The following is a 26,700-nucleotide window of genomic DNA, read 5'->3' as shown; positions in this document are numbered from 1 at the left end:
ACCTTCGCAAACCTTCTACTATTCCCCCATCTTGAACACGCACAAAATTTGACCTTATGTCCAAACTAAGCACAAACATTGCCGCTCTGCTGCTGGCTGCTTGCACGTTCAGCGCACAGGCTTCAGAAACACGTTATATATCCGATGAGCTGCAAACCTATGTGCACTCAGGCCCCGGTAATCAGTACCGGATTGTTGGTACACTTAATGCCGGTGAGCCGGTGACACTCAACGCCTCTAACGCACAAGCGGGCTATGCGCAGGTGACCGACAGTAAAGGCCGTCAGGTCTGGTTACCGGCCAATCAGTTAAGCCCTCTGCCGAGCTTACGAACCCGTGTGCCGGAACTTGAAGCACAGGTTAAAACCCTCAGCGAAAAGCTCAATACCATTGATAGCAGCTGGCAAGAGCGCACCAAAGAGATGCAGCACAAAGTCAGCAACAGTGACTCTGAGCTGAACGCCCTGCAAGATGAGAATAACCGCCTGAAAAGCGAATTAAAAAATACGCAGGATAAAGTACAGCTACTCAATACCCACCTAAACAGCGAAAAGCGTGAGATCCTGATGCGCTGGTTTATCTACGGCGGTGGCGTTGCTGGTATTGGTCTGCTCATTGGTCTGGTGCTGCCAAGCATTATGCCGACACGCCGACGCAAAGATCGCTGGATGCGATAATCCGTGACAGTCATTAAACCAACGCTGTAATTAAAAAGACCGGCAGATATACGCACATAATGCGCGGTATCTCCGGTCTTTTTTCTGAGCGGTAACTTCAGCTTTCTGCTTCAATTAGCGCTATCAGTCAGCATATGGATTTAAATTAACATTTCATGCTACAGATGCCATTCTGATGGCTTAAATCCAATCTTGTAGCGCATTGAGTGTTGCTTCTTGCCCACGCACCGACAACACCACCTGTCCGGCCTCAATGCGTTTTAAGGCGACTGAGTCAGCCAGCTTAGCACCCTCACGATAGACATTTCCGTTAAATTTCACCCAACGTTTTTTAGGATCAGAGACATAGTTGTGCACTTCAAAACGTAAAGTCGGGATTATCTTCCTGCTGGCGGCCGGTAAATCTGTCAGGCTTGGCAGCAATATACTGTTTGTTGTCATTGCATTTGCTTTGGGTGACGAAGGCAGCGGCTGTAAACGCGCGCTATTGCCAACGCCATTACTAGCACTGTCGGCATCTAACGCACTGCGAAAAGCCAGAGCCAGCTCGGGTGATACCCCACTTAAATCCAGTTTATCGGTTTTCATTGCTGCCGCAGCGCCAAGCTGTTGGCGAGGCGGGTTGTTACTGCCACTGGCCTGAGGTTTACGCACCGGATCAGTCGGTAGCGGTGGTGTTGGTAAAATGTCGTCCGGTGAAATGGCATCATCCAGCCACGGAGCGGTGAGTGGCTGATTTCCAGCTTCGGCTATTGCGGTGGCCTGACTTAGTTCGGCCAAATTGACACTCTCGGTATCCAGCCGCGGCAGTGGCAAAATCTGCCGTCCATCAATCAGCGGCGGTGCAGCAAGCGTGGTAGCATCACTCTCCGCCATCATAACAACCGCAGGCTCAACCAAGCGCGCCTCTGCGGTTTTAACCGCCAATGTATGGGTATGCCACCACAGCAGTATCGCCGCAGTACAGGCAGCGCCAGCCACTGCGCCTGCACACACCAACACCGTACGCTGACGCACCGAAAGCGGCTGAGGCAATACTGGCATGGCAGTATCGGCCAGATGCAGAGCAATCAATGAGGCCGAATCCTTGCCATTACGTTGCTGACGTTCACGCTCAGAGCGGCGCAGCGCTTCAAGTATGCTAGACATCACTCAGCCTCCTTGGCGGTTAACGTAGGCCCAGCATTGCCGAGCGCCGCATTTAATGCAATCAGCGTCATCGGGCCAGCCATACCATCGGCATTCAAGCCAAAACGGGTCTGAAATTGCTGAATTTTATCGGCCAGCGGGCGATCAAAACGGGTCATTTTACGCTGGGGTATTTTTAAGATCAGCGCCAGCTGATCATCAAGCCACTGTACCGGCTCGCCACTATCCCCCTGACGGATAGCTTTAAATGTACCCACTGCCTGCGGCTGCCATAACAGAGTAAACTCCCCCAACCAATGCTGCTCAAGCCAGCTGCGGCTAACCCGCCAGCGCTTATCGCCCACCAGCAGCTCGGCTTCTTGCGGTTCAAGCGCGTACAACACGGCATAGTACGCCTGATTGTTTTCGCGCAATAACAGCATTGCTGGGTGATTTAAACTCTCTAAACGCGCCAGCGTGGTGGTGCCTTTGTAGCAGCGCAGTGCCAAGATATCAGCCGCGGCACAGTCAGCCGGCGCATCTTGCAGCTGATACCCCCACACTCGGTAGAGCGCTTCCATGGCACTTTCAGGCTCTCGTGCCAACATCATCGTCTGCTTTAAAGGCTCGGCCAACAGCGGTAAAACCGTGTTTTTTGGGGATACTGCTGTCACTGCGGCTTCCTCAGCAACCGCGGTAAACGGTACGGAGGTTGGCTCAGCAACGGCCGCATCGTTTACCGCCAAGTCGGTCGCACCCTGCGCAGCAGGTTCTGCTGGCGTTGCCGCTGATATTTGCTCCGTCAACCAAGCCGGCTGCCACAAAAAGAGTGCGCCCAAATAAAGCACGTAGGTGAGCAGTGAGCCCAAAGCACACCCTAGCAACGGCCAGCGCCATGTCGCCCAGCGGACAGCAACAGTTTTACTGGCAGGAAAACCGGTCGGTAGCGCTCCTCGAATTTCGCGATCGGCATTGAGCACATCACGCATCTGCACCTGTGCAGTACCCTGTGCATACGCTAGCATCAAACAGCGATCTGCCAGCAAATTAATGACCCGTGGCACTCCACCACTGGCTTTATGCAGCGCCCGCAACGCGGCCGGGCTAAACAGCGCTTGCTCACAACCGGCAGTTTTCAGGCGAAATGCCACGTAGTCAGTCAACTCAGGTAAACTCAGTGGCAACAGGTGATAACGCGCCGTGATCCGTTGTAATAGTTGACGCAGCGCCGGTTGTTGCAAACGCTGCAACAGCTCAGGTTGGCCAATCAAAATCACCTGTAATAACTTTGTTTGATTCGTCTCAAGGTTGGTCAGCAGACGCAGCTGCTCAAGTACCGGTGGCTGTAAATGCTGGGCTTCATCAATCAATAAAATGGTTTTTCGCCCCTGCGCATGATTGTGCAGCAGATGCTGATGCAGGGTATCCGAAAGCTGTTTTAGGCTGGCCTGCGGGCCCCCCTTTGGTGGTGCAGTATTCAGCCCCAGCTCATCGCAAATAACGGCCAGCAGTTCACGGGCATCCAGCATCGGGTTGAGAATCGTCGCCAGTTGAAACTGACTGTCCACTTTTTCGAGCATGGCGCGTGAAACGGTGGTTTTCCCCGTTCCAACTTCACCGGTCAGCAGCACGAAGCCGCCGCCATCACGCAGGCCATAAAACAAATGCACCAGCGCTTCACGATGTCTGTCACTTAAAAACAGAAAACGCGGATCAGGTACAATTGAAAACGGTGTGGCGGTTAACCCGAAAAAAGCTTGATACATTGATTCTCCAATCACAGTGGGCAGACACGTGTTGGCCCGCAGAGAAAGCCAGTTTGCATGACCTTTGTACGAAAGTCACACACCATTGAAGTGTCATATTTGACTGCGGGCGGTATTGTAGATGTTACCGCTGAACATCCATACCAGTCTGTTTTTCACTAAATAATGCCGTTATGTTCTGTTTACTGTATCAGTACTACCGATTCTGTTTGCAGCCTGATCAGCTATACTGGCAAAAATAGTCAAAAAAAAGGATACAGGGTGCAAGTCTATCTAGTTGGTGGTGCAGTGCGTGATCAATTACTCGGTTTACCTATTCACGAGCGGGATTGGGTGGTGGTTGGCTCAACACCGGAAGCGATGCTGGCCAAGGGCTATCAGCAGGTTGGCAAAGACTTTCCGGTCTTTTTACATCCGCAAAGCCGCGAAGAGTACGCGCTGGCTCGTACCGAGCGCAAACAGGGTCTAGGTTATACCGGTTTTGTCTGTCATGCCGCCCCTGATGTGACGCTAGAGCAAGATTTGATCCGGCGCGACCTGACTATCAACGCCATCGCGCAGCACAGTGACGGCACATTGATTGACCCCTATAACGGCCAGCACGATCTAGAACAGCGCCTGTTGCGCCATATCTCACCAGCATTCAGCGAAGATCCACTACGGGTGTTGCGCATTGCCCGTTTTGCTGCGCGTTTTGCCCATTTTGGCTTTCAGATAGCCCCCGAAACACAACAGCTGATGCGCACTATGGTAGCCGGAGGGGAATTAAACCATCTGACACCGGAACGTGTCTGGAAAGAGACCGAAAAAGCCCTGAACAGCGCAGCCCCACAGGTCTATTTTCAAACCCTGCGGGATTGCGGCGCGCTCGCTTGCCTGTTCCCTGAATTTGATGCTTTATTTGGCGTTCCAGCCCCCGAAAAATGGCATCCTGAAATCGACAGCGGCGTGCACATAATGCTAACGCTGCAACAGGCCGCCCGTTTAAGCCCAAGTCTAGATGTGCGCTTTGCCGCCCTGTGCCATGACTTTGGCAAAGCACTGACGCCACCACACTGCTGGCCGAGCCATCACGGGCATGGCGAAAAAGGCGTGCCACTCATTCGGGCATTTTGCACTCGGCTGAAAATCCCCAATCATCTGCGTGATATCGCCATACTGGTGGCGCAGGTACACGGCCTCATCCACACCGCCTTTGAGTTGCGCCCTGAAACCCTGCTGAATATGCTCGATAAACTTGATATCTGGCGCAAACCCGAACGCCTTGAATTTGCCTTATTGGCAACCGAAGCCGACTTCTGTGGCCGAACCGGTTTTGCCGATAAACCCTATCCGCAGGCCAATTATGTCCGCGCCGCCTATCAGGCGGCAGCCACCATTGCCGTGCAGCCCATTATTGCGCAAGGCTTTCACGGCGCAGCAATCAAAGAGCAATTACACCAGCAACGTATTACCGCGATTGCCGATTTTAAACGCCAGTATCAGGCCACCCAGTAAACTGCACATTTCGGCAAAGGTCATCATCCGATACGCTCCCAATAGCTGACAAAGAAAAACGCTTAAAATAAAAACAGCGGGCATCAAACCCGCTGTTTTTTTATCTCTTTTTTGGGATCATAAAAAACAGATCACAAAATTAGCGTCTTAGGGATAACGTCAAAAGCTGACTCAGCCGACAACCACCCAGTACACCATTGCCGCCAAAATAAAGCGGTAGATAGCAAAAGGCACAAATGAGATCCGCTTAATCGCCGCAAGGAAGGTTTTAATTGCAATCATCGCCACCACAAATGCGGTGATAAAACCAACCGCAAACATCGGCAGATCAGACAAGCTCAAAATGCTCCAGCTTTTCAGCAGATCCAGCCCGCTCGCCCCTAGCATCATCGGCACGGCCAGAATAAACGAATACTCTGCCGCAGCCTGACGGCCAACACCCAGCAACAAACCGCCAGAGATTGTTGAACCTGAACGCGAAAAGCCAGGCCACAGAGCTAAACACTGAAATAAACCAATACCAAATGCCTGTTTGTAGGTGATCTGATCCAGATCATGCGCAGTAGTTTTTGGCTTAAAAAACTCCGCCACCAGCAATAACACACCGCCGACAACCAGTGCGTACATCACCGTCTGCGGGCCAAACAGGTTAGCTTTAATCCAGTCATGAACCAGCAGACCAATCACCACCGCAGGCAGCATGCCCAAAATAATATGGATCAGTGTTAAATGCCCGCCAGCCTGCTGCTCTGGTTTCTCACCAAAATGGATACCAATCAGGCCAAACATCCGCCGCCAAAACACCACCACCACAGCCAGAATTGAACCTAGCTGAATAATGATCTCAAAAGTGGCCGCTTTTGCCCCTTCAAAGCCCAGTAAATGGCCGACTAAAATCAGATGTCCGGTGGAAGATACCGGCAAAAACTCGGTTAACCCCTCAACCACACCGAGGATAAAAGCAATCAACAACTCATTCATGAACAACGCCTACCTGCGAAAGAAAAAATAACCATCAAAAACACGCATATCACCACACAAAGGGGATCTGCCATAACACCTGATCTGACACACTAAACTGCTGCCATAAGGTTGCAAACGGTAACTGGCACTCAGGATGCAGCATCTGCGGCGCTAAATCAGCCAGCGGCTGCAACACAAACGCACAATGCAAAATATCCGTACGCGGCAGTACCGGCTTATCTTGGCGGCACAGGCTACCGTATAGCAGTAAATCCAGATCCAGCGTACAGACATCACTCCTAGCCCGCCGATCCCAGCGATCTTCTATTGCTTGCAATGTCTGACTTACAGCAACAACATCCTGTTCTGTCTGGCACTTGGCCACCAGATTATAGTAATTATCACTGTGAATACCCACCGCTTTGGCTTCATAAACCGGTGAAAGTTCAACCAGTGTGAAAGCCTGCTGTAACTCCCTGACCGCTGCCCGTAAATGCCTTTCCCGATCAGTATTGCTGCCAATACCGATAAACAGCGTCACCATTACGCACGCACTCCGCGCTCAATCGTCACCCCGACACTCAGTGCATTAACCACAGCGCCCGGTTTGCGTACCTGTAAGCGCAACCAGCGCACACCAAACTGCGTCAAAATTAGCGCAGCCACATCTTCTGCTACCCGCTCAACTAGCGCAAATTTCCCTTGCTGCACAAAGCGCGTTACCGCCTCACTCACTGCGGCATAATCCAAACACAAACGTACATCATCTTGCTGAGCAGCGGCTTGGTTATCCCATGCCATTTCAATATCAAATACCAACTTTTGCTTGATGGTTTGCTCCCAGTCATAAGCACCAATGGTGGTAATCACACTCAGTTGTTCGATAAACACGATATCCATCACGTTGTTATCCATAAAAAGGGTTGTCATCAAAAATAAAGAGAGGTCGGATACCCCAACAGGCTCGTTTTGCGTATTATCAAGGCAATCTCTGGAATCCGGTAGTGATCGGATCATATTTCCTCGACACAGGAATTTCACCATGAGTGCACTCGCGTTCGCGATGATCGCCTTGGCATATCTGCTCGGCTCGATCTCCAGCGCCGTACTGATTTGTCGCCTTTCTGGCCTGCCCGACCCGCGGGAAAGCGGCTCAGGTAATCCTGGTACCACCAACGTGCTACGCATTGGCGGACGCATTGCGGCAGTCGGCGTTTTGATTGCCGATGTCCTAAAAGGCGGGCTGCCGGTTTGGGGCGCTTACAAGCTGGAATTACCGCCCCCGATTTTAGGCTTCATTGCCATTGCAGCCTGTCTTGGGCACATCTACCCTATCTTCTTCCACTTTCGTGGCGGTAAAGGGGTTGCTACCGCATTCGGGGCCATTGCTCCTATTAGCTGGGATATCACCGGATTACTCAGCCTGACATGGCTGCTCACCGCGCTGATCACCGGCTACTCATCACTAGCCGCCATTCTTACCGCGCTGCTTGCCCCGCTGTATGTCTGGTGGTTTCGCCCCGAGTTCACCCTGCCGGTTGCCATGTTGTCGTGCCTCATTTTATTGCGGCATCACGATAACTTACAGCGTTTATGGCGCGGACAAGAGCCCCGTTTTTGGCGAAAGTTCACCTCACACACTGACAATGAATAACCTAAAAATAGGCACATAAAAAACGGTGAGTCGGGGTTATCTGCCCGGCTCACCGTCAAAATACAGCACCACGCTCATCATTGCCGGAACACCAACCGTTAAAATGTCAGCGGTTTTAACTCTTCCATCGGCCAACGTGGGCGCGCAGAGACAGACAAATCCTGATACTCTTTATTTTTCAGCCGCATCATACCGGCATAGGCGATCATCGCCCCGTTATCGGTACAAAATGCGGTACGCGGATAAAACACCTCACCGTTGAGCTGAGCCATCAACTCACCCAGCTGAGTACGTAAAGAGGTATTTGCACTCACACCACCGGCAATCACCAAGCGTTTAAATCCGGTCTCTTTGAGTGCACGGCGGCACTTAATCGCCAACGTATCCACCACGGCCTGCTGAAAGGCATGCGCAATATCCGCACGAGTCTGTGGATCACTCCCTTCACGGGCAATCGTATTAGCGGCAAACGTTTTTAAACCGGAAAAACTAAAGTCCAACCCCGGACGATCGGTCATCGGACGCGGGAAAATAAAGCGCTTTGGCGTGCCCTGCTCGGCCAGTTTTGCCAATAATGGGCCACCGGGGTAATCAAGCCCCATCAGTTTGGCAGTTTTATCAAACGCCTCACCGGCCGCATCATCAATCGATTCGCCCATCAGCGTATACTCGCCAATGCCATCAACACGAATCAACTGGGTGTGCCCGCCCGAAACTAACAGCGCGATAAACGGGAACGCTGGCGGGTTATCTTCCAACATTGGCGCCAATAAATGCCCCTCCATGTGATGTACCGCCACCGCCGGAACATCCCACGCCATGGCCAAAGAACGGCCAATGGTTGCACCCACTAACAGTGCGCCGACCAACCCAGGGCCAGCGGTATAAGCCACGCCATCAATATCTTTTGCCGTTAATCCGGCCTCTTTGAGCGCAGCTTGAATCAAGGGCACTGTTTTTCTTACATGATCGCGTGATGCCAACTCCGGCACAACACCACCATAGTCAGCATGTAATTTTATCTGGCTATACAATTGGTTAGCCAACAGGCCGGCCTTATCATCATAAATTGCAACGCCGGTTTCATCACAGGAAGTTTCAATTCCTAGAATACGCATAAGTGGCCTCAAGCTGACGTGGAAAGCCTATTATGTTATCCTGCGCATTAAAATCACGCCAGTAGATCGCGGTAGCGCTTTACAATAGCTATGCGTTCGGATTAAAATTCCGCACCATTTTTAGTCAAGCTGGCGATTTGATAGTCAGCGGGTACAACCCGATTTCCATTGAGGTGAGAGGCACATGCCAGTAATTAAAGTACGTGAAAACGAGCCGTTCGACGTAGCTCTTCGTCGTTTCAAGCGTTCATGCGAAAAGGCAGGTATCCTGTCTGAAGTTCGCCGTCGTGAATTCTACGAAAAACCAACTACCGAGCGTAAGCGCGCTAAAGCATCTGCTGTTAAGCGTCACGCGAAGAAGCTGGCTCGTGAAAACGCACGCCGCACTCGTCTGTACTAATGCACTTGCGTACTCCACTATTTTTTAACTTTTGTTAATCTTTTAGTTTAGTACGCCCAGCCTTCGGGCTTGTCTGTTCCTTAGGCAAAGTAACGGCTCATCACAGTTTACTGCGATTTACTATTACTTCGTTTCATAGGAAAGACGATTTATCCTGTATTAGCAGAATAAAAAAGGGATTTATCCCTTTTTTATTTGCCACGAAAGCCTCGGCCTACGTAATACCAGCACAGGATAAGCCAACAGACTTCTGTTGCAGCACAGGCCGTGCATTCCGTCAGGAACGCGCGGCTTTCGCTCGTTTGTGAACTTGCTTCGTCTGACTAACCAATTAACGAGGTGTCATGGCAGGTCAAATCCCCCGCGCATTCATTGATGACCTTCTTGCCCGGACCGATATCGTCGATCTGGTTGATGCTCGCGTCAAACTCAAGAAGCAGGGTAAGAACTACCACGCCTGTTGCCCGTTTCATAACGAAAAAAGCCCCTCTTTTACCGTCAGCGCTGAAAAGCAGTTTTATCACTGTTTTGGCTGCGGTGCGCACGGTAACGCCATCGGTTTTTTAATGGACTTTGATCGCCTTGAATTTGTTGAAGCGATTGAAGAGCTGGCATCACAGCATGGTCTAGATATTCCGCGCGAAATGGGCAGCAGCCAGCCGACGCAAGATCGTAAAGAAAAACGCAATCTGTATGAGTTAATGGGGGCGATAGCCACCTATTATCGGGAACAGCACGCCCAACCGCATGCTACACTGGTACAACAGTATCTGGTTCAGCGTGGTCTATCGGCAGAGATTATCCACAAATTTGGCATCGGCTTTGCGCCAGAGGGCTGGGATAATGTGCTACGCAAATTTGGCGGCTCCGCAGAACACCAACAGGCACTTTCTGATGCCGGAATGCTGGTGCACAATGATAACGGCCGAGTCTATGATCGCTTTCGCGAACGCCTGATGTTCCCGATCCGCGACCGCCGCGGGCGGGTTGTCGGGTTTGGTGGGCGAATTTTAGGTTCGGGCACGCCTAAATACCTAAACTCACCAGAAACGGCCATTTTTCATAAAGGCCGTGAACTGTACGGCTTATACGAAGCCCAGCAAGCCCACCCGAAACTTGAGCACTTATTGGTGGTCGAAGGGTATATGGATGTGGTGGCACTGGCCCAGTTTAATGTTGATTACGCCGTCGCATCACTAGGCACATCAACCACTGCTGAGCACGTGCAGTTGCTATTTCGCAGTACCGATACCGTCATCTGCTGCTATGATGGTGATAATGCCGGCCGCGATGCTGCATGGCGCACGCTTGAAACAGCCCTGCCCTATCTTAATGATGGGAAGCAGGTAAAATTTATGTTTCTACCCGACGGTGAAGATCCTGATACACTGGTTAGAAAGGAAGGTCAGGCCGCTTTTGAGGCGCGTGTACAACAAGCAACACCGTTGTCAGCCTTTTTGTTTGAGAGTTTGCTGCAACAAATAGACCTAAGCAGCCAAGATGGGCGTGCTAAACTGAGTACACTGGCCATTCCGCTGATAGACAAAGTGCCGGGCAATACACTGCGGCTCTATCTGCGTAATGCATTAGGGCAAAAGCTGGGCATTCTTGATGAAAGCCAGTTAGAGCGGTTATTACCGAAGCTACACAGTGAAAATAGCGCCCGAGCACCGCAGATTAAACGCACACCAATGCGCATTTTAATCGGCTTACTGATTCAAAACCCTCAACTTGCTGCATGCGTCCCCTCTTTAGGCGGATTAGCACAGCTTGATATTCCAGGACTCCCGCTGTTTATTCAGTTGATTACGGCCTGTCAGGCTCAACCGGGGATCACCACCGGCCAATTGTTAGAGCACTGGCGTGGAACAAAAGAGGGGCAACAACTTGAAATGCTGGCCATGTGGCACCATATGATCAGTGACGAGAACATTGATGATGAGTTTATGAATACGCTTGATCACCTATATATTCAGGGGGTAGAACAGCGTATGAATCAACTGATCGCGAAAGACCGCACACACGGCTTAAGTGCCGAAGAGCGCAGGGAACTTGCCCTGCTGATTACTACAGCCAAACCGGGCAATGGCTAGTAGAAAAAATGCCCAAATGCTATAATCGATGGTTTACACTATTTAATACAGTGCTTTACGCCATCGTAATTCGCGGTTTATACCGCCGTGTACTAGTTTCTTCTTTCAGACCTTGAAGTGTGGATATCGTCTTATGGAGCAAAACCCGCAGTCACAGCTTAAGCTTCTTGTTACCAAGGGTAAAGAGCAAGGCTACCTGACCTATGCTGAGGTCAATGACCATCTGCCGGAAGATATCGTCGACTCCGATCAAATCGAAGACATTATCCAGATGATCAACGATATGGGTATTCAGGTGCTGGAAGAAGCCCCTGATGCCGATGATCTGATGCTGGCAGAGAGCCTCGCTGATGATGATGCAGCCGAAGCCGCTGCGCAGGTATTGTCGAGTGTAGAATCCGAGATTGGTCGTACGACTGACCCTGTGCGTATGTATATGCGCGAAATGGGCACCGTTGAACTGCTTACCCGTGAGGGTGAAATTGGTATCGCTAAACGCATCGAAGACGGTATCAACCAAGTACAATGTTCAGTTGCCGAATATCCGGAAGCAATCACCTATCTTTTAGAGCAATATGACCGTGTTGAGGCTGGCACGTCACGTCTTTCCGATCTGATTACGGGCTTTGTTGACCCGAATGCAGAAGAAGACATGGCACCAACAGCAACACATGTAGGATCAGAGCTCACCGAAGAGCAGTTAGCCGACGAAGACGTTGACGACGACGACGAAGAGAGCGAAAGCGATGACTCTTCTGAAGACGATGGCTCAATTGATCCTGAACTGGCACGTGAAAAGTTCACCGAACTGCGCGATCAGTATGAAGTTACCCGCCAAGCTATCAAGCTCAATGGCCGTAACCATGCTGCAACCAATGAAGAAATTCAGAAACTTTCTGAAGTTTTCAAACAGTTCCGTTTAGTTCCAAAGCAGTTTGATTATCTGGTTGGCTCAATGCGTTCAATGATGGAGCGCGTTCGTACTCAAGAACGCATCATCATGAAACTGTGTGTTGAACAGTGCAAAATGCCGAAAAAGAACTTTGTTACCCTGTTTGCAGGCAATGAAACCAACCCCGCTTGGTTTGAAAAAGCACTGGCTGCGGGCAAACCTTGGTCTATGCGTCTGACTGAAGTGGGTGATGAAGTGCAGCGCTGTCTGCAAAAAATGCGTCAGATCGAAGAAGAGACAGGTCTGACCATTGAGCAGGTAAAAGACATCAACCGTCGCATGTCTATCGGTGAAGCGAAAGCCCGCCGTGCGAAAAAAGAGATGGTTGAAGCAAACTTACGTTTGGTGATTTCGATTGCGAAAAAATACACTAACCGTGGCTTGCAGTTCTTGGATCTGATTCAAGAAGGTAACATCGGCTTGATGAAAGCGGTGGATAAGTTTGAATATCGCCGTGGTTATAAGTTCTCAACCTATGCAACATGGTGGATCCGTCAGGCGATTACTCGCTCGATTGCCGATCAGGCACGTACCATCCGTATTCCTGTGCATATGATTGAAACCATCAACAAGCTAAACCGTATCTCGCGCCAAATGCTGCAAGAGATGGGTCGTGAGCCTAGCCCGGAAGAGCTGGCCGAGCGCATGATGATGCCGGAAGATAAGATCCGTAAAGTGCTGAAAATCGCCAAAGAGCCAATCTCAATGGAAACACCTATCGGTGATGATGAAGATTCGCATTTAGGTGATTTTATTGAAGATACCACACTTGAGCTGCCGCTTGACTCTGCAACCTCAGAGAGCCTGCGTAATGCCACCCGTGATGTCTTAGAAGGCCTGACTGCACGTGAAGCCAAAGTGCTGCGCATGCGTTTTGGTATCGATATGAACACTGACCACACGCTCGAAGAGGTCGGCAAACAGTTCGACGTTACTCGTGAGCGTATTCGTCAGATCGAAGCTAAAGCACTGCGTAAACTGCGTCATCCAAGCCGCTCAGAAGTTCTGCGCAGCTTCCTTGACGAGTAAATCGGCACTGTCGATTATTTCGTCGGTCATCAGTGATCATCGATAGATCTATCGATAAGATAGCCATCAATGATTAGCTTGGCGATATAAGGTTATAAAGCGGTATAAGGTTATAAATAATGCCGCCATCGCAGTCAAAAAAAGCCCGTCATCTGACGGGCTTTTTTATTGGTATGCTGTTTCAAGCAGATTATTTCAAGGTGACACGCGCAAATTTACGCTTACCTACCTGATACACGGCAGTATTGCCGGCGCTCAGGGTAAGCTTGGCATCATCCACTTTATCGCCATCAATCTTCACGCCGCCCTGCTTAATCATCCGCAGCGCTTCTGACGTTGATGCCACCAATTCGGCCTCTTTGAGCAAATTGGCAATCGCAATACCTTCACTACCCGCCTCCAGCGTCAGCTCCGGCATATCTTCCGGCATCGCGCCTTTTTGGAAACGGTTGATAAACTCTTGCTCTGCGGCATCAGCATCGGTTTGTGAATGGAAACGGGCAATAATCTCTTTTGCCAGCCACACTTTCACATCACGCGGGTTCAGTGTACCGGCCGCTACGCGCGCTTTGAAATCCTCGATTTCAGCCAGTGGGCGGAAAGAGAGCAGCACGTACCAATCCCACATCAGCTCATCAGAAATCGACATCACTTTACCGAACATCTCGGTCGGCGCTTCGCTGATCCCGATATAGTTGTGAGCAGATTTTGACATTTTCTTTTCGCCATCTAACCCAACCAGTAGCGGCATGGTGATGACGATTTGTGGCTTCTGGCCATAATCTTTTTGCAGTTCACGCCCCATCAGCAGATTGAAGCGCTGATCGGTACCACCAAGCTCAACATCCGCTTCGAGTGCCACAGAGTCATAGCCCTGCAATAGCGGGTACATAAACTCGTGAATAGCAATTGACTGGTTATCACGGAAACGGGTTTTAAAATCATCACGTTCGAGCATACGCGCCACTGTCTGGCGGGCAGCAAGGCGGATCATCCCTTCAGCACCCATTTCGCCCAACCAGCTAGAGTTAAACTCAATGCGGGTTTTGGCCGGATCAAGAACTTTAAACACCTGCTCTTTATACGTTTCCGCATTCGCCAGCACCTGATCTTTGGTCAACGGCGGGCGGGTGGTATTTTTGCCCGAAGGATCACCGACCATGCCGGTGAAATCACCAATCAGGAAAATAACCTCATGGCCCAGCTCTTGGAACTGACGCAACTTGGTCAGAATGACGGTATGACCAAGGTGAATATCCGGTGCTGTCGGATCAGCGCCCAGCTTCACCCGCAGTGGTCGCCCTTCTTTCAGCTTGGCGATGAGTTCATCTTCCGGCAGTAAGTCATCCACACCGCGCTTAATTACCGCCAGTGCTTCTTCAATACGCACCATTCGGGTCTCCTAGATACGTAAAAATAGTCATTGTGAATGTTCCATACTACTGGATTCAGCAGGCAAGGCAAACCGGAACACAGGGGAATCGGCAGGATTATTCGGCCTGTAGAGTACAAATTTTCACAGAAAAGAGATTTATCCTGTTTTAGGGATACACAGACAAAAAAATACCCCGTAATAATAACGGGGCATTCTCTTTTCGGCTGGTGCAAAACACCCACATTCTGACTCTGTTCAGTTTAAATACTGAACGATGAACCACAACCACAGGTGCTTTTTGCATTCGGATTTTGCACCACAAAGCGTGATCCTTCCAGACCATCAATATAATCAACTTCACCGTCGATCAAATATTGCAGGCTCATTGGGTCAACCACCAGTGCAACACCGCTGTTTTCAATCAGCATGTCACCATCGTTAACCACTTCATCAAACGTAAAACCATACTGGAAACCACTGCAACCACCACCGGTGATATAAACGCGTAATTTCAGGTTTGGGTTATTCTCTTCCGCAATCAGCGTCTTCACTTTATTTGCCGCTGCATCAGTAAACTGCAGGGGCAAGGCTGGTACGTCACTCATTATTCTGTCTCCACAATCAGAAGCGGGCCGATTATCTAATACCTGACCAATACGTTCAAGTATTGAGCATCATTATTGTGTGTGATTATATCGTTATCGGCACACATACATTGCCGAGTTTCGGGAATCATACCCTAATGCCGACCCGCAGCAGACACTATTTTGCGGTTTGCACCGGTGCTTCAGCATTAACATTTTCCGCTGCAGGCTGTGGCACTTGTGTTTGCTCTTGTGCTTGCTGCAATGCCTGTTGCTGCGCCTGCTTTTGCAAGGTGCGCTCAAGCAGCACACTATACAACGGCCTGCCACCCAGTGCTTGGGCAAGCAGTGTTGCACCCAATACTGTGATGAGCATAGGTAAAATTAGCTGGTAGTTCTCTGTCATCTCAAGCACCAACACCAGCCCAGTCAGCGGAGCGCGTACGGTGGCAGCAAATAGTGCGCCCATGCCAGCAATTGAGAAGGTTGCAATTTCAAGGTGGTATTGGGGAAACAACATGCTAGCAAATGTACCAAATGCTGTACCAAACAGCGTACCAATAGCCAGACTCGGGGCAAAAATACCGCCCGGTGCACCGGAGCAGAAGCACATCAGGGTAGTGATCACCCGTGCGGCAAAAATCAGCATTAGAGCGGTAATCGTGAAGTTGCCTTTTGCAGCAATCATCACCAAAGACATACCGTCACCCGAGACTTCAGGCACCAACAGTGCCAGCAAACCACAGGTTCCGCCAATCAGTGCGCCGGTTAATACAAATTTACGCCGTTGCCCGCCATGCAGTGCGGCAAATTTATCTTGTGACCAGAACACCATGCGGTTGAACAGCACGCCAAATACACCGAAAAACATTCCCAGCACTAAAAATAGCCATAGTGAATGCAGCGGCACAAATCCAAGCGCACCGAGCGGTAACTCAGGCACTTGTCCGGTAAAAAAGCGCACCATCAGGCATGCCATGATGACACTCAGAAAAATCCCTTTAATCGAGATCATGCTGTAGCGAAATTGCGGGCGCATCTCTTCTATGACAAACAACACGCCCGCTAATGGCGCGTTAAAGGCGGCGGTTAAACCACCGGCGGCTCCGGCGGCCAGCAGAGTATTGCGGATCTCTGGATTTTTTCCCATCCGGAAAATATCGGCAATCATCTGTGCTACCGCGCCGCCCATCTGTACCGTTGGCCCTTCACGCCCGAGCACCATGCCTGAACCTAACGTGCCCAATCCGCCAAAAAACTTCACTGGCAATACCCGCCACCAGCGTACCGGACGCAGGCCATCCATTGCGCCCTCAATTTCTTGAATACCCGAACCAGCGGCTTCCGGCGCAAACCGGTTAACCAAATAGTAACCAAAGGCGGCAAGCCCAGCGGAAAGAATAAAAACACCAATCCAGACCAGAATGTCGTAATCGGCGATAGAGGCCAGTACATCAACACGCTCAAACTTCACCCAAGCAACAAAGTGGTTAAACGCCACCCCGACACCACCGGCACACAAGCCGACCAAGGCACACAGTATCAGTACAATTACCGGGGTTTTATCTTGTTCTAACAGGCGGCGAACCCGGCCTGTGTTTCCTTGCCTGACAGTGGGCTGTGCAGGTGTACCGTCAATCAAGCCACTCATAGAAAAAACAATCCTAATCTGGGAAATATAAAAATTGTAGTATGAATCGTAGCGTGATCTGCAACACAGATCGCTGCGCTAAATCATTTCGATTACTATATCTGCTTTGCTTTTCCACCCTGTTTTAGTCTATTTGTGTGCGTTTGGTGTTAACGCAATGGGATGAGAGCTCTTTACACTCCTTGCGTATGTGCCCTTTTTTTAGTGTCATTGCCTGAGCATAATGATCTTAGTGTAGTGACAGATATTCAGGAATTCCGTATGACCAAGTCAGAAACCTTATTTGCTCAGGCCCAAAAAACCATTCCCGGCGGCGTAAACTCACCGGTTCGTGCATTTAACGGCGTTGGCGGTAGCCCGCTGTTTGTTGAGCGTGCAGATGGCGCTTATCTGTTTGATGTAGAGGGCAAGCAGTACACCGACTACGTTGGCTCTTGGGGGCCGATGGTTCTGGGGCATAATCACCCAGCTATCCGCCACGCGGTTATCGACGCTGCCGAGCGCGGGTTGAGTTTTGGTGCGCCGACCGAAATGGAAGTCATCATGGCCGAGCGCGTGACGCAGCTAGTGCCTTCGATGGAGTTAATTCGGATGGTCAGCTCAGGTACAGAGGCTACCATGAGTGCGATCCGTTTAGCGCGCGGTTACACAAATCGTGACAAAATAATCAAGTTCGAGGGCTGCTATCACGGTCATGCTGACTCTCTGCTGGTGAAGGCTGGATCGGGCGCGCTGACGCTGGGCCAACCCAACTCACCAGGTGTTCCGGCTGATTTTGCTAAGCACACGCTGACCTGTACTTACAATGATTTGGCCTCGGTACAAATGGCATTCGAGCAGTTCCCGACGGAAATTGCCTGCATTATTATCGAGCCGGTAGCCGGTAATATGAACTGTATCCCGCCAGAAGAGGGCTTTTTACCAGGACTTCGCGCGCTGTGTGATAAGTTTGGCGCGCTGCTGATTATTGATGAGGTGATGACCGGTTTTCGGGTGGCATTAGGCGGTGCGCAAGCCTACTACGGTGTGACACCCGATATCACCTGTTTGGGTAAAATCATCGGTGGCGGTATGCCGGTCGGCGCATTTGGTGGCCGCCGTGATGTGATGGCGCATATCGCGCCAACCGGACCTGTGTATCAGGCCGGTACGCTGTCGGGCAACCCAATTGCCATGGCAGCCGGTTATGCCTGCTTAACTGAGTTGGCGAAAGCGGGTAATGAAGCGCGCCTGAACGCGCTGACTGTGCGTTTGGCTAAGGGCTTGTGTGCCGCGGCGCAGCGTCAGAATATCGGGGTGGTAGTCAATCAGGTTGGTGGTATGTTCGGTTTGTTCTTTACCGATGCTGAGCGTGTTACCTGTTATCAGGATGTGCTGGCCTGTGATGTAGAGCGCTTTAAGCACTTCTTCCACCTGATGCTGGATGAAGGCCAATATCTTGCGCCTTCTGCGTTTGAGGCCGGTTTTATGTCTCTGGCGCATTCAGAGGCTGACATTGATGAGACCATTGCAGCCGCAGAGCGCTGTTTTGCCAAACTGGGCCAATAACCACAGGCCAGATTAACACGGGTGTTTTCGTCAATATATTTCGTAAAGTAGAGGCATCCCGTAAATATAAAAAAGCCGCTGCCCTGCTCAGGGTGGCGGCTTTTTTGTCTTATTTTTTATCTTCTGGTTTGCCATTTATAGTCTGTACGAACAGAGCACTAAACACGTTTTTTTAATCCGCGTTTAACGCTATAAGCCAAGTACGTTCTGGATCCAGCTCCCCATCTGATCGATAGGATGAGCAGACTCTGACGGCGCAGGCTGGTACACCGGCTCTGGGCGGTAACAGAACTGCTCGGGATCACTGCTCCATACCGGCAATTTCTGTGCCGATCCACAATCAAATGCCCCACTCGGACTAACACCAACCCAAGCTATTCCCGGCGGCATTTTAATAACCAGCGGCATCGGCGGCAAATTTTCGAGATAACGACGATACAAAGTCAGTGCACCGTTAGCGCCGGTGAGTTTGGCCTCGCCGTTATCATCGCGCCCAACCCAGACGGTGACCACATTTTTGCCGTCAACCCCGACATACCAACTGTCGCGCAGCTCATTGGTGGTACCCGTTTTCCCTGCCAATCCGGCGTTAAAACGCGAGTTCAGTGAACGGGCAGTACCGCGAGCCACCACTTGCTGCATGCCGTACAACGCCAGATCCGCCGCCTGTGAAGGCACCACGGTTTGCGCCTCAGGCAGGCTTTCAAACAGTGGCTGACCATTTTCATCTTGCACGCTGCGCAGGGTGGATAACGGCACATGCTGACCGCCACTCGATAATGTTTGGTAAATCTGAGTAACTTCAACCGGCGTCAGGCTAATTGAGCCGAGTAACATGGCTGGCAGCTGCGGAATATACTGCTGATCAATGCCCATTTTGTGGATCATATTGCCGACAGTTTCAACCCCTATCGCCATGCCCAGATTGACGGTCGGTACGTTCAGCGAGTTGACCAGCGCATTTAATAGCGTCACTTGCCCGCGGTATTTGCGATCATAGTTTTTCGGCTGCCAGAGCTGGCCATTCGGCATCCGAATCGAGAGCGGGTTATCGGCCAGCTCAGTGTTCAGGCGATAGCGATCCGGCGACATCAGCGCGGTCATATAAATCGGCGGTTTAACCAGAGAGCCAATCGGCCGGCGGGCCTGTAGTGCGCGGTTGAAACCGGCATAACTGGTTTGTGCCCCGCCAATCAGAGCGCGGATCTCACCGCTGTAACGATCAACCACTACCATTGCCGTTTCAAGCTGCTTAAGATGATGCTGACTGAGCAGTGCCGGAATGCCAGCCTGAACCGCCTGCTCCGCCGCCTGTTGTACCGCCGGATCGAGCGTGGTAAAGATCCGCATACCGGCCAGATTCTCAACTTTTGCCCCCAAAGCCTGTCGCAGCTCTTGCCGCATCACCTGCATATAGGCGGGCTGGCTAGCAGTCACCTCTCCACGCGCCTGCACCCCGAGCGGGCGCGCGCTGAGCAGATCGTACAGCTCCTGATCGATCACCTGCTGATCTTGCATCACTTTTAAGATCACATTGCGGCGCTCTTTAGCCCGCTCAGGATAACGCCACGGATTGTAGTACGATGGGCCTTTTACCATACCGACCAACAGTGCCTGCTGATCGGTGGTCAACTCATTCACCGGACGGCCAAAATAGAACAAGCTGGCCAGCGCAAATCCGTGGATCTGATCGTTACCATTTTGCCCTAAATAGACTTCATTTAAGTAGGTTTCTAAAATCCGCTCTTTGCTGTAACGGTAATCAATCAGCACTGCCATATAAGCTTCGCGGATTTTCCGGATCAGTGAACGCTGGTTGCTCAGAAACAGATTTTTTGCAAGCTGCTGGGTAATGGTACTGCCGCCCTGCACCGTACGGCCGGCCAGCAGGTTGACCCATACCGCACGGCCAATCGCCAACGGGTTGACGCCATCATGGTTATAAAAATCACGATCTTCGGTCAACAGTAGGGTCTCAATCAGCAGATCGGGGAAACCTTCACGCGGAGTGAACAGCCGCTGCTCGTTATGCGGAGACTGCATCATGCTGATCAGTTTCGGATCAATACGCAGCATCTGCATCTGCTCGCCGTTATCCAGATCACGCATGCTGGTTAGCTGATCATTTTGAAAGCTCAGACGCAGCCGGATCTGCGGCTCAGGGCCATCGGGAAAATCAAACGGGCGGCGGAAGATATCGATGCTGCTTTTCCCCACCACCATATCGCCAGGGCGACGCAGCGCATTGACCGGACGATACTGCATACCCTGCAGCGCCTCGCTCATCATTTTCAGTGAGTATGGCTCACCCGGTTGCAGGGTGATAATGCGGCTATACACCGAGGCGGGCAGTTGCCAGACTTGCCCATCCATACGATTACGGATTTTACTGTCAAGATAGATACCCCAACCGGCCAGCGCGACCAGACCTATCAACCCGAGTTTCAAACTCAAACCGAACAGTCGGCGTTTCCATGAGCGCGAAGTAGCCATCAGCGCAAACTCCGCATCATCATCATGTTCTTCATCGTTGTTATCATTATTATCATTGTTGGTATCGTTACTATTACTGCTGCGATTAGTGCGCGAAATGCGCGGTTTTTCTGTTATGGCAGTTTCTGCTGCACGGTTTATTAGGGTGACACCGTTTAACGAAAGAGGCGGATCATTCCTCTCATTATCATCAGAGCGTGATGCCGATGTGCGTGCTGAGCGGCGCTCGCCGGTAGCCGAGTGCCGCCGTCCGATAGGTGTACGATCGTCATCCTTGTCGTCGTATTTCATTATCCCTGCCAGTATTTTTTGGTTTTACGCGTGGCATCGGTGTTTGCGGGATCATCCGGCCACACATGTTTCGGATAACGCCCTTTCATCTCTTTTTGCACATCTTTATATGCCCCCAGCCAGAAGGTACTCAGATCACGGGTGATCTGCAACGGTCGGCGAGCCGGTGAGAGCAACTCAAGCACCAGCGCCACCCGCCCTTCGGCAATGCGCGGTGAAGCTTGCTCACCAAACATCTCTTGTAAACGTACCGCCAGTACCGGATCTTCGCCTTGCGCATAACGAATGGGAATAGCCGATCCGGTCGGTACGGTATAGGTTACCGGTAATGCCTGATCCAGACGCTGGCGCAAAGACCAGTCGAGCAGATTACGCAGCGCCTGATGAAGATCAAGCTGTTTTAATCCGCGCACATCCTGCACCTGTGCCAGTGAAGGGGCTAACCACTGTTCAAGTTCAGCCAGCAACCCCTCATCCGAGGCATCCGGCCATGCCAGTTCAGGCAGCCACGCCGGTGCGCAGCGCAGCCGTTCGCGCAGTTGCACCGCCGCCTCACTCCATGGCAATACCGACAGCCCCTGATCACGGATCCAATCAAGCAGAGCTTGCTGCATCAATGCCGGTTCAGGTCGGCTCATCGGTTGTTCGCTGAGTGTCAGCGCGCCTATTTTGCGCCGCATGATCGCCCGCAGGCTGCCGCGTGCGGCATCCCACTCCAGCGCCATACGCTGATGTACCCGTTGCGGGTTCTGGCGTACCAGAGCCTCAATATCAATTTCACTGGCCAGTAAAATGCGTGCTTCCCGGCTATTGGCTCCGATAATCAGCGCAGGTGCGATAATCCAGCGCGCACCTTGCAGGGCGCTATCATCGGCCAAACGTGCGCCGTTGCCACCGGAAAGTTGAAAACGGCCATCGCTACCCCGATTTTGGCCGATCCGGTCAGGGTAGCCGGTGGCCAGCAGGTGTGCAGTGAGATTATCATCTACTACATTCTGCGCGGTATTTTGCGCCGAATCCGATACTGATTTTGCATCACCGGAAACACCCAAACGCTGCAACAGTTGTGCAGCACGCTGCCGCGCACGCGAATCAGGCTGTAAACGTTGTAGATCATCTCCACGCCGTGGCGGGTCTTCCAGCAAGGCAACACAAAGCGCGGCCTGCCGTGCCGCCGACGGGCTGTGTGCGACACCTTCCAACAGCATAGCGGCATGACGTGGATCGCAGCCCAATGCGGCCATCGCCCGCCCATACGTCGTCAATCGCTGTGTATCGGCATCAAGCGCACCGAGTTGCTCTAGTAGCTGCTTGGCTGCGCGCTGATTAGCAATCGGCGGAATATCGAGCAGTGAGAGTGTCTGGATGTCGTGGCACCCCCAGAGTAACAGGTCGAGCCAGACACTGCTCAGATCGCTGCGACAAATTTGGGCACTGGTCTGCTCTGGTGCTCGCTCGGCCTGCTCTTGGCTGTACAGCCGCACGCAAATGCCGGCCTCGGTTCGCCCTGCGCGTCCGGCGCGTTGGATCATCGATGAGCGGGAGATCCGCACGGTCTGTAATCGGGTGATCCCGCTGCGTGGATCAAAGCTGCTTTGCCGCTCGATCCCGCTGTCGATCACTAGCCGGATGCCCTCAATAGTCAGGCTAGTTTCGGCAATATTGGTGGCCAACACCACTTTACGTCGCCCTTTGGTTGCCGGTGCAACGGCCTGCCGCTGGGCAGACAAACTCAGTGCGCCATACAGCGGGCAGAGATCAGTATCGGCATCAAGGCGGCCCTGCAGGCGCTGGGCCACCCGCTCTATTTCGGCCATTCCCGGAAGAAATACCAGTACCGATCCGGCCGCCTGTGCCAGCACATTCAGGGTGGTATTGGCCACGGCCTCTTCGATACCCGTGTTCGCCGCAACTGTCTGGTAACGCACCTCAACCGGATAGCTGCGTCCGGCTGATTCAATAACGGGTGCATCGGGTAGCAGTTGTTGCAGGCGCTGATCATCGAGCGTGGCTGACATCACCAACAGTTTCAGATCATCACGTAGCTCGCGCTGCACCTCAAGCGCCAGCGCCAGTGCCAAATCTGCCTGCAAACTGCGCTCATGAAACTCATCAAAAATGATCAGGCTAATGCCGTTCAATTCGGGATCTTGTTGCAGCCAGCGGGTCAGTACACCTTCAGTGACCACTTCTAGACGGGTATGGGCGCTGACCCGACTCTCGGCCCGCATACGGTAACCCACGGTGTGGCCGGTGGTTTCACCTAGATGTTGGCTTAATCTGTCGGCAATGCTGCGCGCGGCCAAGCGCCGCGGCTCAAGTAGGATAATTTTACCCGTCAGCCATGGCTGGCGCAGCAGCTCAACCGACAGCCACGTTGATTTTCCAGCTCCCGGCGGCGCTTTTAAGATAACCTGTGGTTGCTGCTGTAATGCCTGTAGCAGTGACGGGATCACCGCACAAATCGGCAGAGAGGTTTCAGACATGGCGATTTTCTGCTTCTTTTTTTATCAATAGTGTCGGGAAGTTTACCGCCTTGAAAAAGCGATATTTTCCGTATGACAATGGCCACGGTATTGTAGCAAAGTGCCGGCTGACTTGTACCGTGCGGTTGTTCTGTACTTCTATCCTGTACTTCTGTTCTGTTCTGTGCAGCATCGTTGTTGATATGACTTTTTACGCAGCCGTTTATCTCAGAAAAAAGTTGACGCTTAGTGCGTGAATGTTTGCCTATTTTTAAGCCGGTTATGGGCAGGATACAGAGCGATTAAGCTGTATTCCGGCCTATTCATCTTTTTTTTCATCTTCGTACATTTTTAAATATTCCGGTATTACTCTGTGCTGTTTTATATCCCTTGTCGGTTTTTTAGCCTCTTCTGTCTGCTGTTGCTCTCTTCCTTTATATAGGCCTGTTTGTTTTTCTAGCGGATAAATAGCGCGCAGAATAGTGCTCATCCCTAAGCAATATTTTGATTTTTAGCTCTTTTTTCTCTTGTATGGGGCCTTTTTCTTTATAAAAGCCACGCTGACCGCGCCATTTATCACAAGATTTCACCCGACAAAATCAGGCCAGAAGTCTGACAAAAAAAGTAAAAAACCGAACACTCTGGGTTGGAAGCATGAAACTCAACACATAAACATGATTTCAACGTAATGACCTGATGCATCAGCTCAACAGATAGGGTATGGTGTTGCGCCGCTGAAAAGCGGGGTAAATAACGTGATGGCGCGTGATCGGCCTAAGGCCAAGATCACGCATAAAGTATGCACTGCGTAGCGCTGAGTACCGAGGTAATATCAGCATACGCTGCTATAGTAAAAGGTGGCTTGTCACCTTACTGCAATATCAATGTGGATACTTTCCCGATGCCGTTTGTGTACACGAAGTAAGCACCGCCGTGTACCGATGTGCTCACGTTCAGGAATGTCAGCAGTATCGTTCGCCGCATCATGCCGGCGATGCGGGCATGGAGCGATAGCCTGTGCTGACATTCTAGTGGTTGTTTTGGGGTATCCTACTGCGGAACACGCACTGCTATCACAGAACTTATACTTTCGGTTTAACACGGCCTTTTTGTTACTAAAAGTCATGTTAATCCACCAACTAGGTGCTTAAAATGTCGCTATTTTGGGCGGAATAAGCAGGTAAAGTGCGCTTATCTTCACACCATAGGTGTGAAAAATTGCCAATCCTGTATCGTTCTGCTATTTATAGCGGCCTAATTTTACCCCCTAACGGGGGGTGGGTAGCGCGTATTTAGGAGAAGCAGCATGCCAGAAGGCCAAATCAGGAAATCGTCTCTGGGCATTCTTGCCATCGCAGAGGTTGAGCCTTATCAGCAAAAGCCGGGCGAGGAGTACATGAATGCAGCCCAGCTCGCGCATTTCAAAAAGATTCTTGAAGCATGGCGTAATCAGCTCAGGGTTGAGGTTGATCGCACTGTCACCCATATGCAGGATGAAGCGGCTAACTTCCCCGATCCGGTAGACCGTGCCGCGCAGGAAGAGGAGTTCAGTTTAGAACTTCGTAACCGTGACCGTGAACGTAAGCTGATTAAAAAGATCGAAAAAACCCTGCTGAAAATTGAAGAAGATGACTTCGGTTTCTGTGAGTCGTGTGGTGTTGAGATCGGTATTCGCCGTCTTGAAGCCCGCCCGACAGCCGATTTGTGTATCGACTGTAAAACACTGGCAGAAATCCGCGAAAAGCAGATGGCCGGCTAATCCCTCGGTTGAGCGCTGTTATAGGATAATGGCCTCACTGTAGGGAACAGTGCTGACAGCATAGTCAGACACCGATAAAAGGGAGCTTTGCTCCCTTTTATCTTTCCAAACTGCACAGATACCCTCTCCTTTTATTGCCCTCTTTATTATCCGTACAGATTTCTCCGCACAGAGAAAGACAAACCGTTATACTGCCCTGCATCATGAACGTTGATTAATCACCACAATAACCGGAATGAACACTCAACCCTATATTGGCCGCTTTGCTCCCTCACCTTCAGGGTCTCTGCATTTTGGCTCTTTAATTGCCGCTCTCGGCAGTTACTTACAGGCACGCAGCCAGCACGGTTTATGGAAGCTACGGATTGAAGATATTGATCCGCCACGCGAAGTAGCCGGTGCTTCGGCACAGATCCTTCGTACACTGGAAACCTATCATCTGTATTGGGATGGAGAGGTTTTATATCAATCTGATCGCCATGCGGTCTATGATGAAACGCTGCATCGCTTGCTAGCGCAGCACTCGGCTTACTATTGCCGCTGCACGCGCAAGCAGATCCAGCAGATGGGCGGGTTTTATAATGGCCACTGTCGCCAGCGCGCTTGTCTGGCTGAACACAGTGCTATTCGTTTTTGTCAGCAGCAACCGGTCTACCATTTTACCGATACGCTGCGCGGCCAGATTACCGTGCCCAACGCGCTGGCAGAGGAAGATTTTATTTTGTTCCGCCGTGATGGTTTGTACGCCTACAATCTGGCGGTGGTGCTTGATGATATTCATCAGGGCGTAACAGAGATTGTACGCGGAGCGGATTTAATTGAGCCTACCGTACGCCAAATAGCCTTGTATCAAGCGCTCGGCGCCTCTGTACCGCAGTTTCTCCACCTACCATTAGCGATGAATACCGATGGCAACAAGCTCTCAAAGCAAAACCATGCCACCCCGATTAACCGCGTGCAACCGATGCAAACATTGGCACGGGCACTGCGCTTTTTAGGGCAACCACTGCCGGATAACTGGCAAGATGCTACCGTTGATCAGCTATTAAGCTGGGCGGTTAGCCACTGGCGCGTGCAAAACATTCCACAGGAAAATACGTTATTACCGCAAGATGCCCTGTATAACAGCGTATAATAGCCACGCTACCTGCCAGCCCCGACAGCATAAGCATATTCTTACGCATACGAGAGCATTCTAAATTGGCGGGGGCTGCGCTATTATTAGCCACGATTTTTTGTCCGCATTCCGAATCACGG

21 protein-coding genes are annotated in these 26,700 nt (G+C 51.3%); 9 read left to right on the top strand and 12 right to left on the bottom strand.

Translation table 11 applies throughout. The annotated features are described in order from the left end of the window. The first annotated feature begins 56 nt into the window (after window positions 1-56). Window positions 57-677 (top strand): TIGR04211 family SH3 domain-containing protein, encoded by a 621-nt coding sequence (locus AC1HDJ_RS04905; protein ID WP_479533840.1) that lies wholly within the window; start codon window positions 57-59, stop codon window positions 675-677. Window positions 678-857: 180 nt separating this feature from the next. Here AC1HDJ_RS04905 and AC1HDJ_RS04900 read toward each other — a convergent pair whose 3' ends face one another. Continuing rightward, window positions 858-1,826 carry a general secretion pathway protein GspB gene (locus AC1HDJ_RS04900; protein WP_479533838.1) on the bottom strand — a complete coding sequence of 323 codons (969 nt, stop codon included), beginning with the start codon at window positions 1,824-1,826 and terminating at the stop codon, window positions 858-860. After that, window positions 1,826-3,571, bottom strand: coding sequence for an ExeA family protein (locus AC1HDJ_RS04895; protein WP_479533836.1), 1,746 nt, complete (start codon window positions 3,569-3,571; stop codon window positions 1,826-1,828). The genes AC1HDJ_RS04900 and AC1HDJ_RS04895 overlap by 1 nt, the downstream gene beginning before the upstream one ends. Before the next feature lie 261 nt (window positions 3,572-3,832). Here AC1HDJ_RS04895 and AC1HDJ_RS04890 point away from each other — a divergent pair, with 261 nt between their 5' ends. Beyond that, window positions 3,833-5,068 (top strand): multifunctional CCA addition/repair protein, encoded by a 1,236-nt coding sequence (locus tag AC1HDJ_RS04890; RefSeq protein ID WP_479533833.1) that lies wholly within the window; start codon window positions 3,833-3,835, stop codon window positions 5,066-5,068. Window positions 5,069-5,239: 171 nt separating this feature from the next. Here the strand turns inward: AC1HDJ_RS04890 and bacA are convergent, their stop codons facing one another. Genes bacA through folB form a run of 3 tightly spaced genes read right to left on the bottom strand, consistent with a single transcriptional unit; the run spans window position 5,240 to window position 6,931 of the window. Then, the gene (gene bacA / locus AC1HDJ_RS04885; RefSeq protein ID WP_479533831.1) at window positions 5,240-6,049 is read right to left on the bottom strand and encodes an undecaprenyl-diphosphate phosphatase; all 810 of its coding nucleotides are present in this window, start codon (window positions 6,047-6,049) and stop codon (window positions 5,240-5,242) included. 49 nt (window positions 6,050-6,098) lie between these two features. Next, entirely contained in the window at window positions 6,099-6,575 is a 477-nt protein-coding gene (gene folK / locus AC1HDJ_RS04880) for a 2-amino-4-hydroxy-6-hydroxymethyldihydropteridine diphosphokinase (RefSeq protein WP_479533829.1), read from the bottom strand. Then, window positions 6,575-6,931 (bottom strand): dihydroneopterin aldolase, encoded by a 357-nt coding sequence (gene folB / locus AC1HDJ_RS04875; RefSeq protein ID WP_479537004.1) that lies wholly within the window; start codon window positions 6,929-6,931, stop codon window positions 6,575-6,577. Before folB ends, folK begins: the two co-directional genes overlap by 1 nt. 142 nt (window positions 6,932-7,073) lie before the next feature. On the opposite strand from folB, the gene plsY reads away from it, so the two are divergent. Continuing rightward, complete coding sequence (gene plsY / locus AC1HDJ_RS04870) at window positions 7,074-7,685, top strand: glycerol-3-phosphate 1-O-acyltransferase PlsY (protein WP_479533827.1); 612 nt, start codon at window positions 7,074-7,076, stop codon at window positions 7,683-7,685. Window positions 7,686-7,783: 98 nt separating this feature from the next. Here plsY and tsaD read toward each other — a convergent pair whose 3' ends face one another. Further along, a complete protein-coding gene (gene tsaD, locus AC1HDJ_RS04865; protein WP_479533825.1) occupies window positions 7,784-8,803 on the bottom strand; it encodes a tRNA (adenosine(37)-N6)-threonylcarbamoyltransferase complex transferase subunit TsaD in 1,020 nt (339 codons plus the stop codon). A 184-nt stretch (window positions 8,804-8,987) separates the two neighbouring features. Between tsaD and rpsU the strand changes: the two genes are divergently transcribed. The 3 genes from rpsU (at window position 8,988) to rpoD (ending at window position 13,277) form a co-directional block, all read left to right on the top strand. Continuing rightward, on the top strand, window positions 8,988-9,203 hold the full coding sequence (gene rpsU, locus AC1HDJ_RS04860; protein ID WP_010862554.1) for a 30S ribosomal protein S21: 216 nt from the start codon (window positions 8,988-8,990) through the stop codon (window positions 9,201-9,203). A gap of 344 nt (window positions 9,204-9,547) precedes the next feature. Then, a complete protein-coding gene (gene dnaG, locus AC1HDJ_RS04855; protein ID WP_479533823.1) occupies window positions 9,548-11,296 on the top strand; it encodes a DNA primase in 1,749 nt (582 codons plus the stop codon). Between the two features lie 133 nt (window positions 11,297-11,429). Then, window positions 11,430-13,277, top strand: a complete 1,848-nt coding sequence (gene rpoD, locus AC1HDJ_RS04850; protein WP_479533821.1) for an RNA polymerase sigma factor RpoD — start codon at window positions 11,430-11,432, stop codon at window positions 13,275-13,277. A gap of 190 nt (window positions 13,278-13,467) precedes the next feature. Here the strand turns inward: rpoD and tyrS are convergent, their stop codons facing one another. From tyrS to clcA, 3 genes are all read right to left on the bottom strand, one after another. Continuing rightward, the gene (gene tyrS, locus AC1HDJ_RS04845) at window positions 13,468-14,670 is read right to left on the bottom strand and encodes a tyrosine--tRNA ligase (protein WP_479533819.1); all 1,203 of its coding nucleotides are present in this window, start codon (window positions 14,668-14,670) and stop codon (window positions 13,468-13,470) included. Between the two features lie 242 nt (window positions 14,671-14,912). Beyond that, the gene (gene erpA / locus AC1HDJ_RS04840) at window positions 14,913-15,257 is read right to left on the bottom strand and encodes an iron-sulfur cluster insertion protein ErpA (protein ID WP_479533817.1); all 345 of its coding nucleotides are present in this window, start codon (window positions 15,255-15,257) and stop codon (window positions 14,913-14,915) included. A 157-nt stretch (window positions 15,258-15,414) separates the two neighbouring features. Continuing rightward, window positions 15,415-16,887, bottom strand: a complete 1,473-nt coding sequence (gene clcA, locus AC1HDJ_RS04835; protein ID WP_479533815.1) for a H(+)/Cl(-) exchange transporter ClcA — start codon at window positions 16,885-16,887, stop codon at window positions 15,415-15,417. Between the two features lie 261 nt (window positions 16,888-17,148). On the opposite strand from clcA, the gene hemL reads away from it, so the two are divergent. Then, window positions 17,149-18,435 carry a glutamate-1-semialdehyde 2,1-aminomutase gene (gene hemL / locus AC1HDJ_RS04830; protein ID WP_479533813.1) on the top strand — a complete coding sequence of 429 codons (1,287 nt, stop codon included), beginning with the start codon at window positions 17,149-17,151 and terminating at the stop codon, window positions 18,433-18,435. A gap of 189 nt (window positions 18,436-18,624) precedes the next feature. Here the strand turns inward: hemL and mrcB are convergent, their stop codons facing one another. From mrcB to AC1HDJ_RS04815, 3 genes are all read right to left on the bottom strand, one after another. Continuing rightward, window positions 18,625-21,219 carry a bifunctional glycosyl transferase/transpeptidase gene (mrcB, locus tag AC1HDJ_RS04825; RefSeq protein WP_479533811.1) on the bottom strand — a complete coding sequence of 865 codons (2,595 nt, stop codon included), beginning with the start codon at window positions 21,217-21,219 and terminating at the stop codon, window positions 18,625-18,627. Next, entirely contained in the window at window positions 21,219-23,705 is a 2,487-nt protein-coding gene (gene hrpB, locus AC1HDJ_RS04820; RefSeq protein ID WP_479533809.1) for an ATP-dependent helicase HrpB, read from the bottom strand. The genes mrcB and hrpB overlap by 1 nt, the downstream gene beginning before the upstream one ends. A gap of 298 nt (window positions 23,706-24,003) precedes the next feature. Beyond that, on the bottom strand, window positions 24,004-24,174 hold the full coding sequence (locus tag AC1HDJ_RS04815) for a hypothetical protein (protein WP_479533807.1): 171 nt from the start codon (window positions 24,172-24,174) through the stop codon (window positions 24,004-24,006). Window positions 24,175-24,990: 816 nt separating this feature from the next. Between AC1HDJ_RS04815 and dksA the strand changes: the two genes are divergently transcribed. Together dksA and gluQRS are read left to right on the top strand one after the other, a co-directional pair. Continuing rightward, the gene (gene dksA / locus AC1HDJ_RS04810) at window positions 24,991-25,443 is read left to right on the top strand and encodes an RNA polymerase-binding protein DksA (protein ID WP_438622349.1); all 453 of its coding nucleotides are present in this window, start codon (window positions 24,991-24,993) and stop codon (window positions 25,441-25,443) included. A gap of 235 nt (window positions 25,444-25,678) precedes the next feature. Next, on the top strand, window positions 25,679-26,578 hold the full coding sequence (gene gluQRS, locus AC1HDJ_RS04805; RefSeq protein ID WP_479533804.1) for a tRNA glutamyl-Q(34) synthetase GluQRS: 900 nt from the start codon (window positions 25,679-25,681) through the stop codon (window positions 26,576-26,578). Window positions 26,579-26,700 lie beyond the last annotated feature (122 nt).

This window comes from Plesiomonas sp. ISS29 (genome assembly GCF_056522795.1).
The sequence above is the reverse complement of the archived record's forward strand: the minus strand, read 5'-3'. Positions and strand labels throughout refer to the sequence as shown.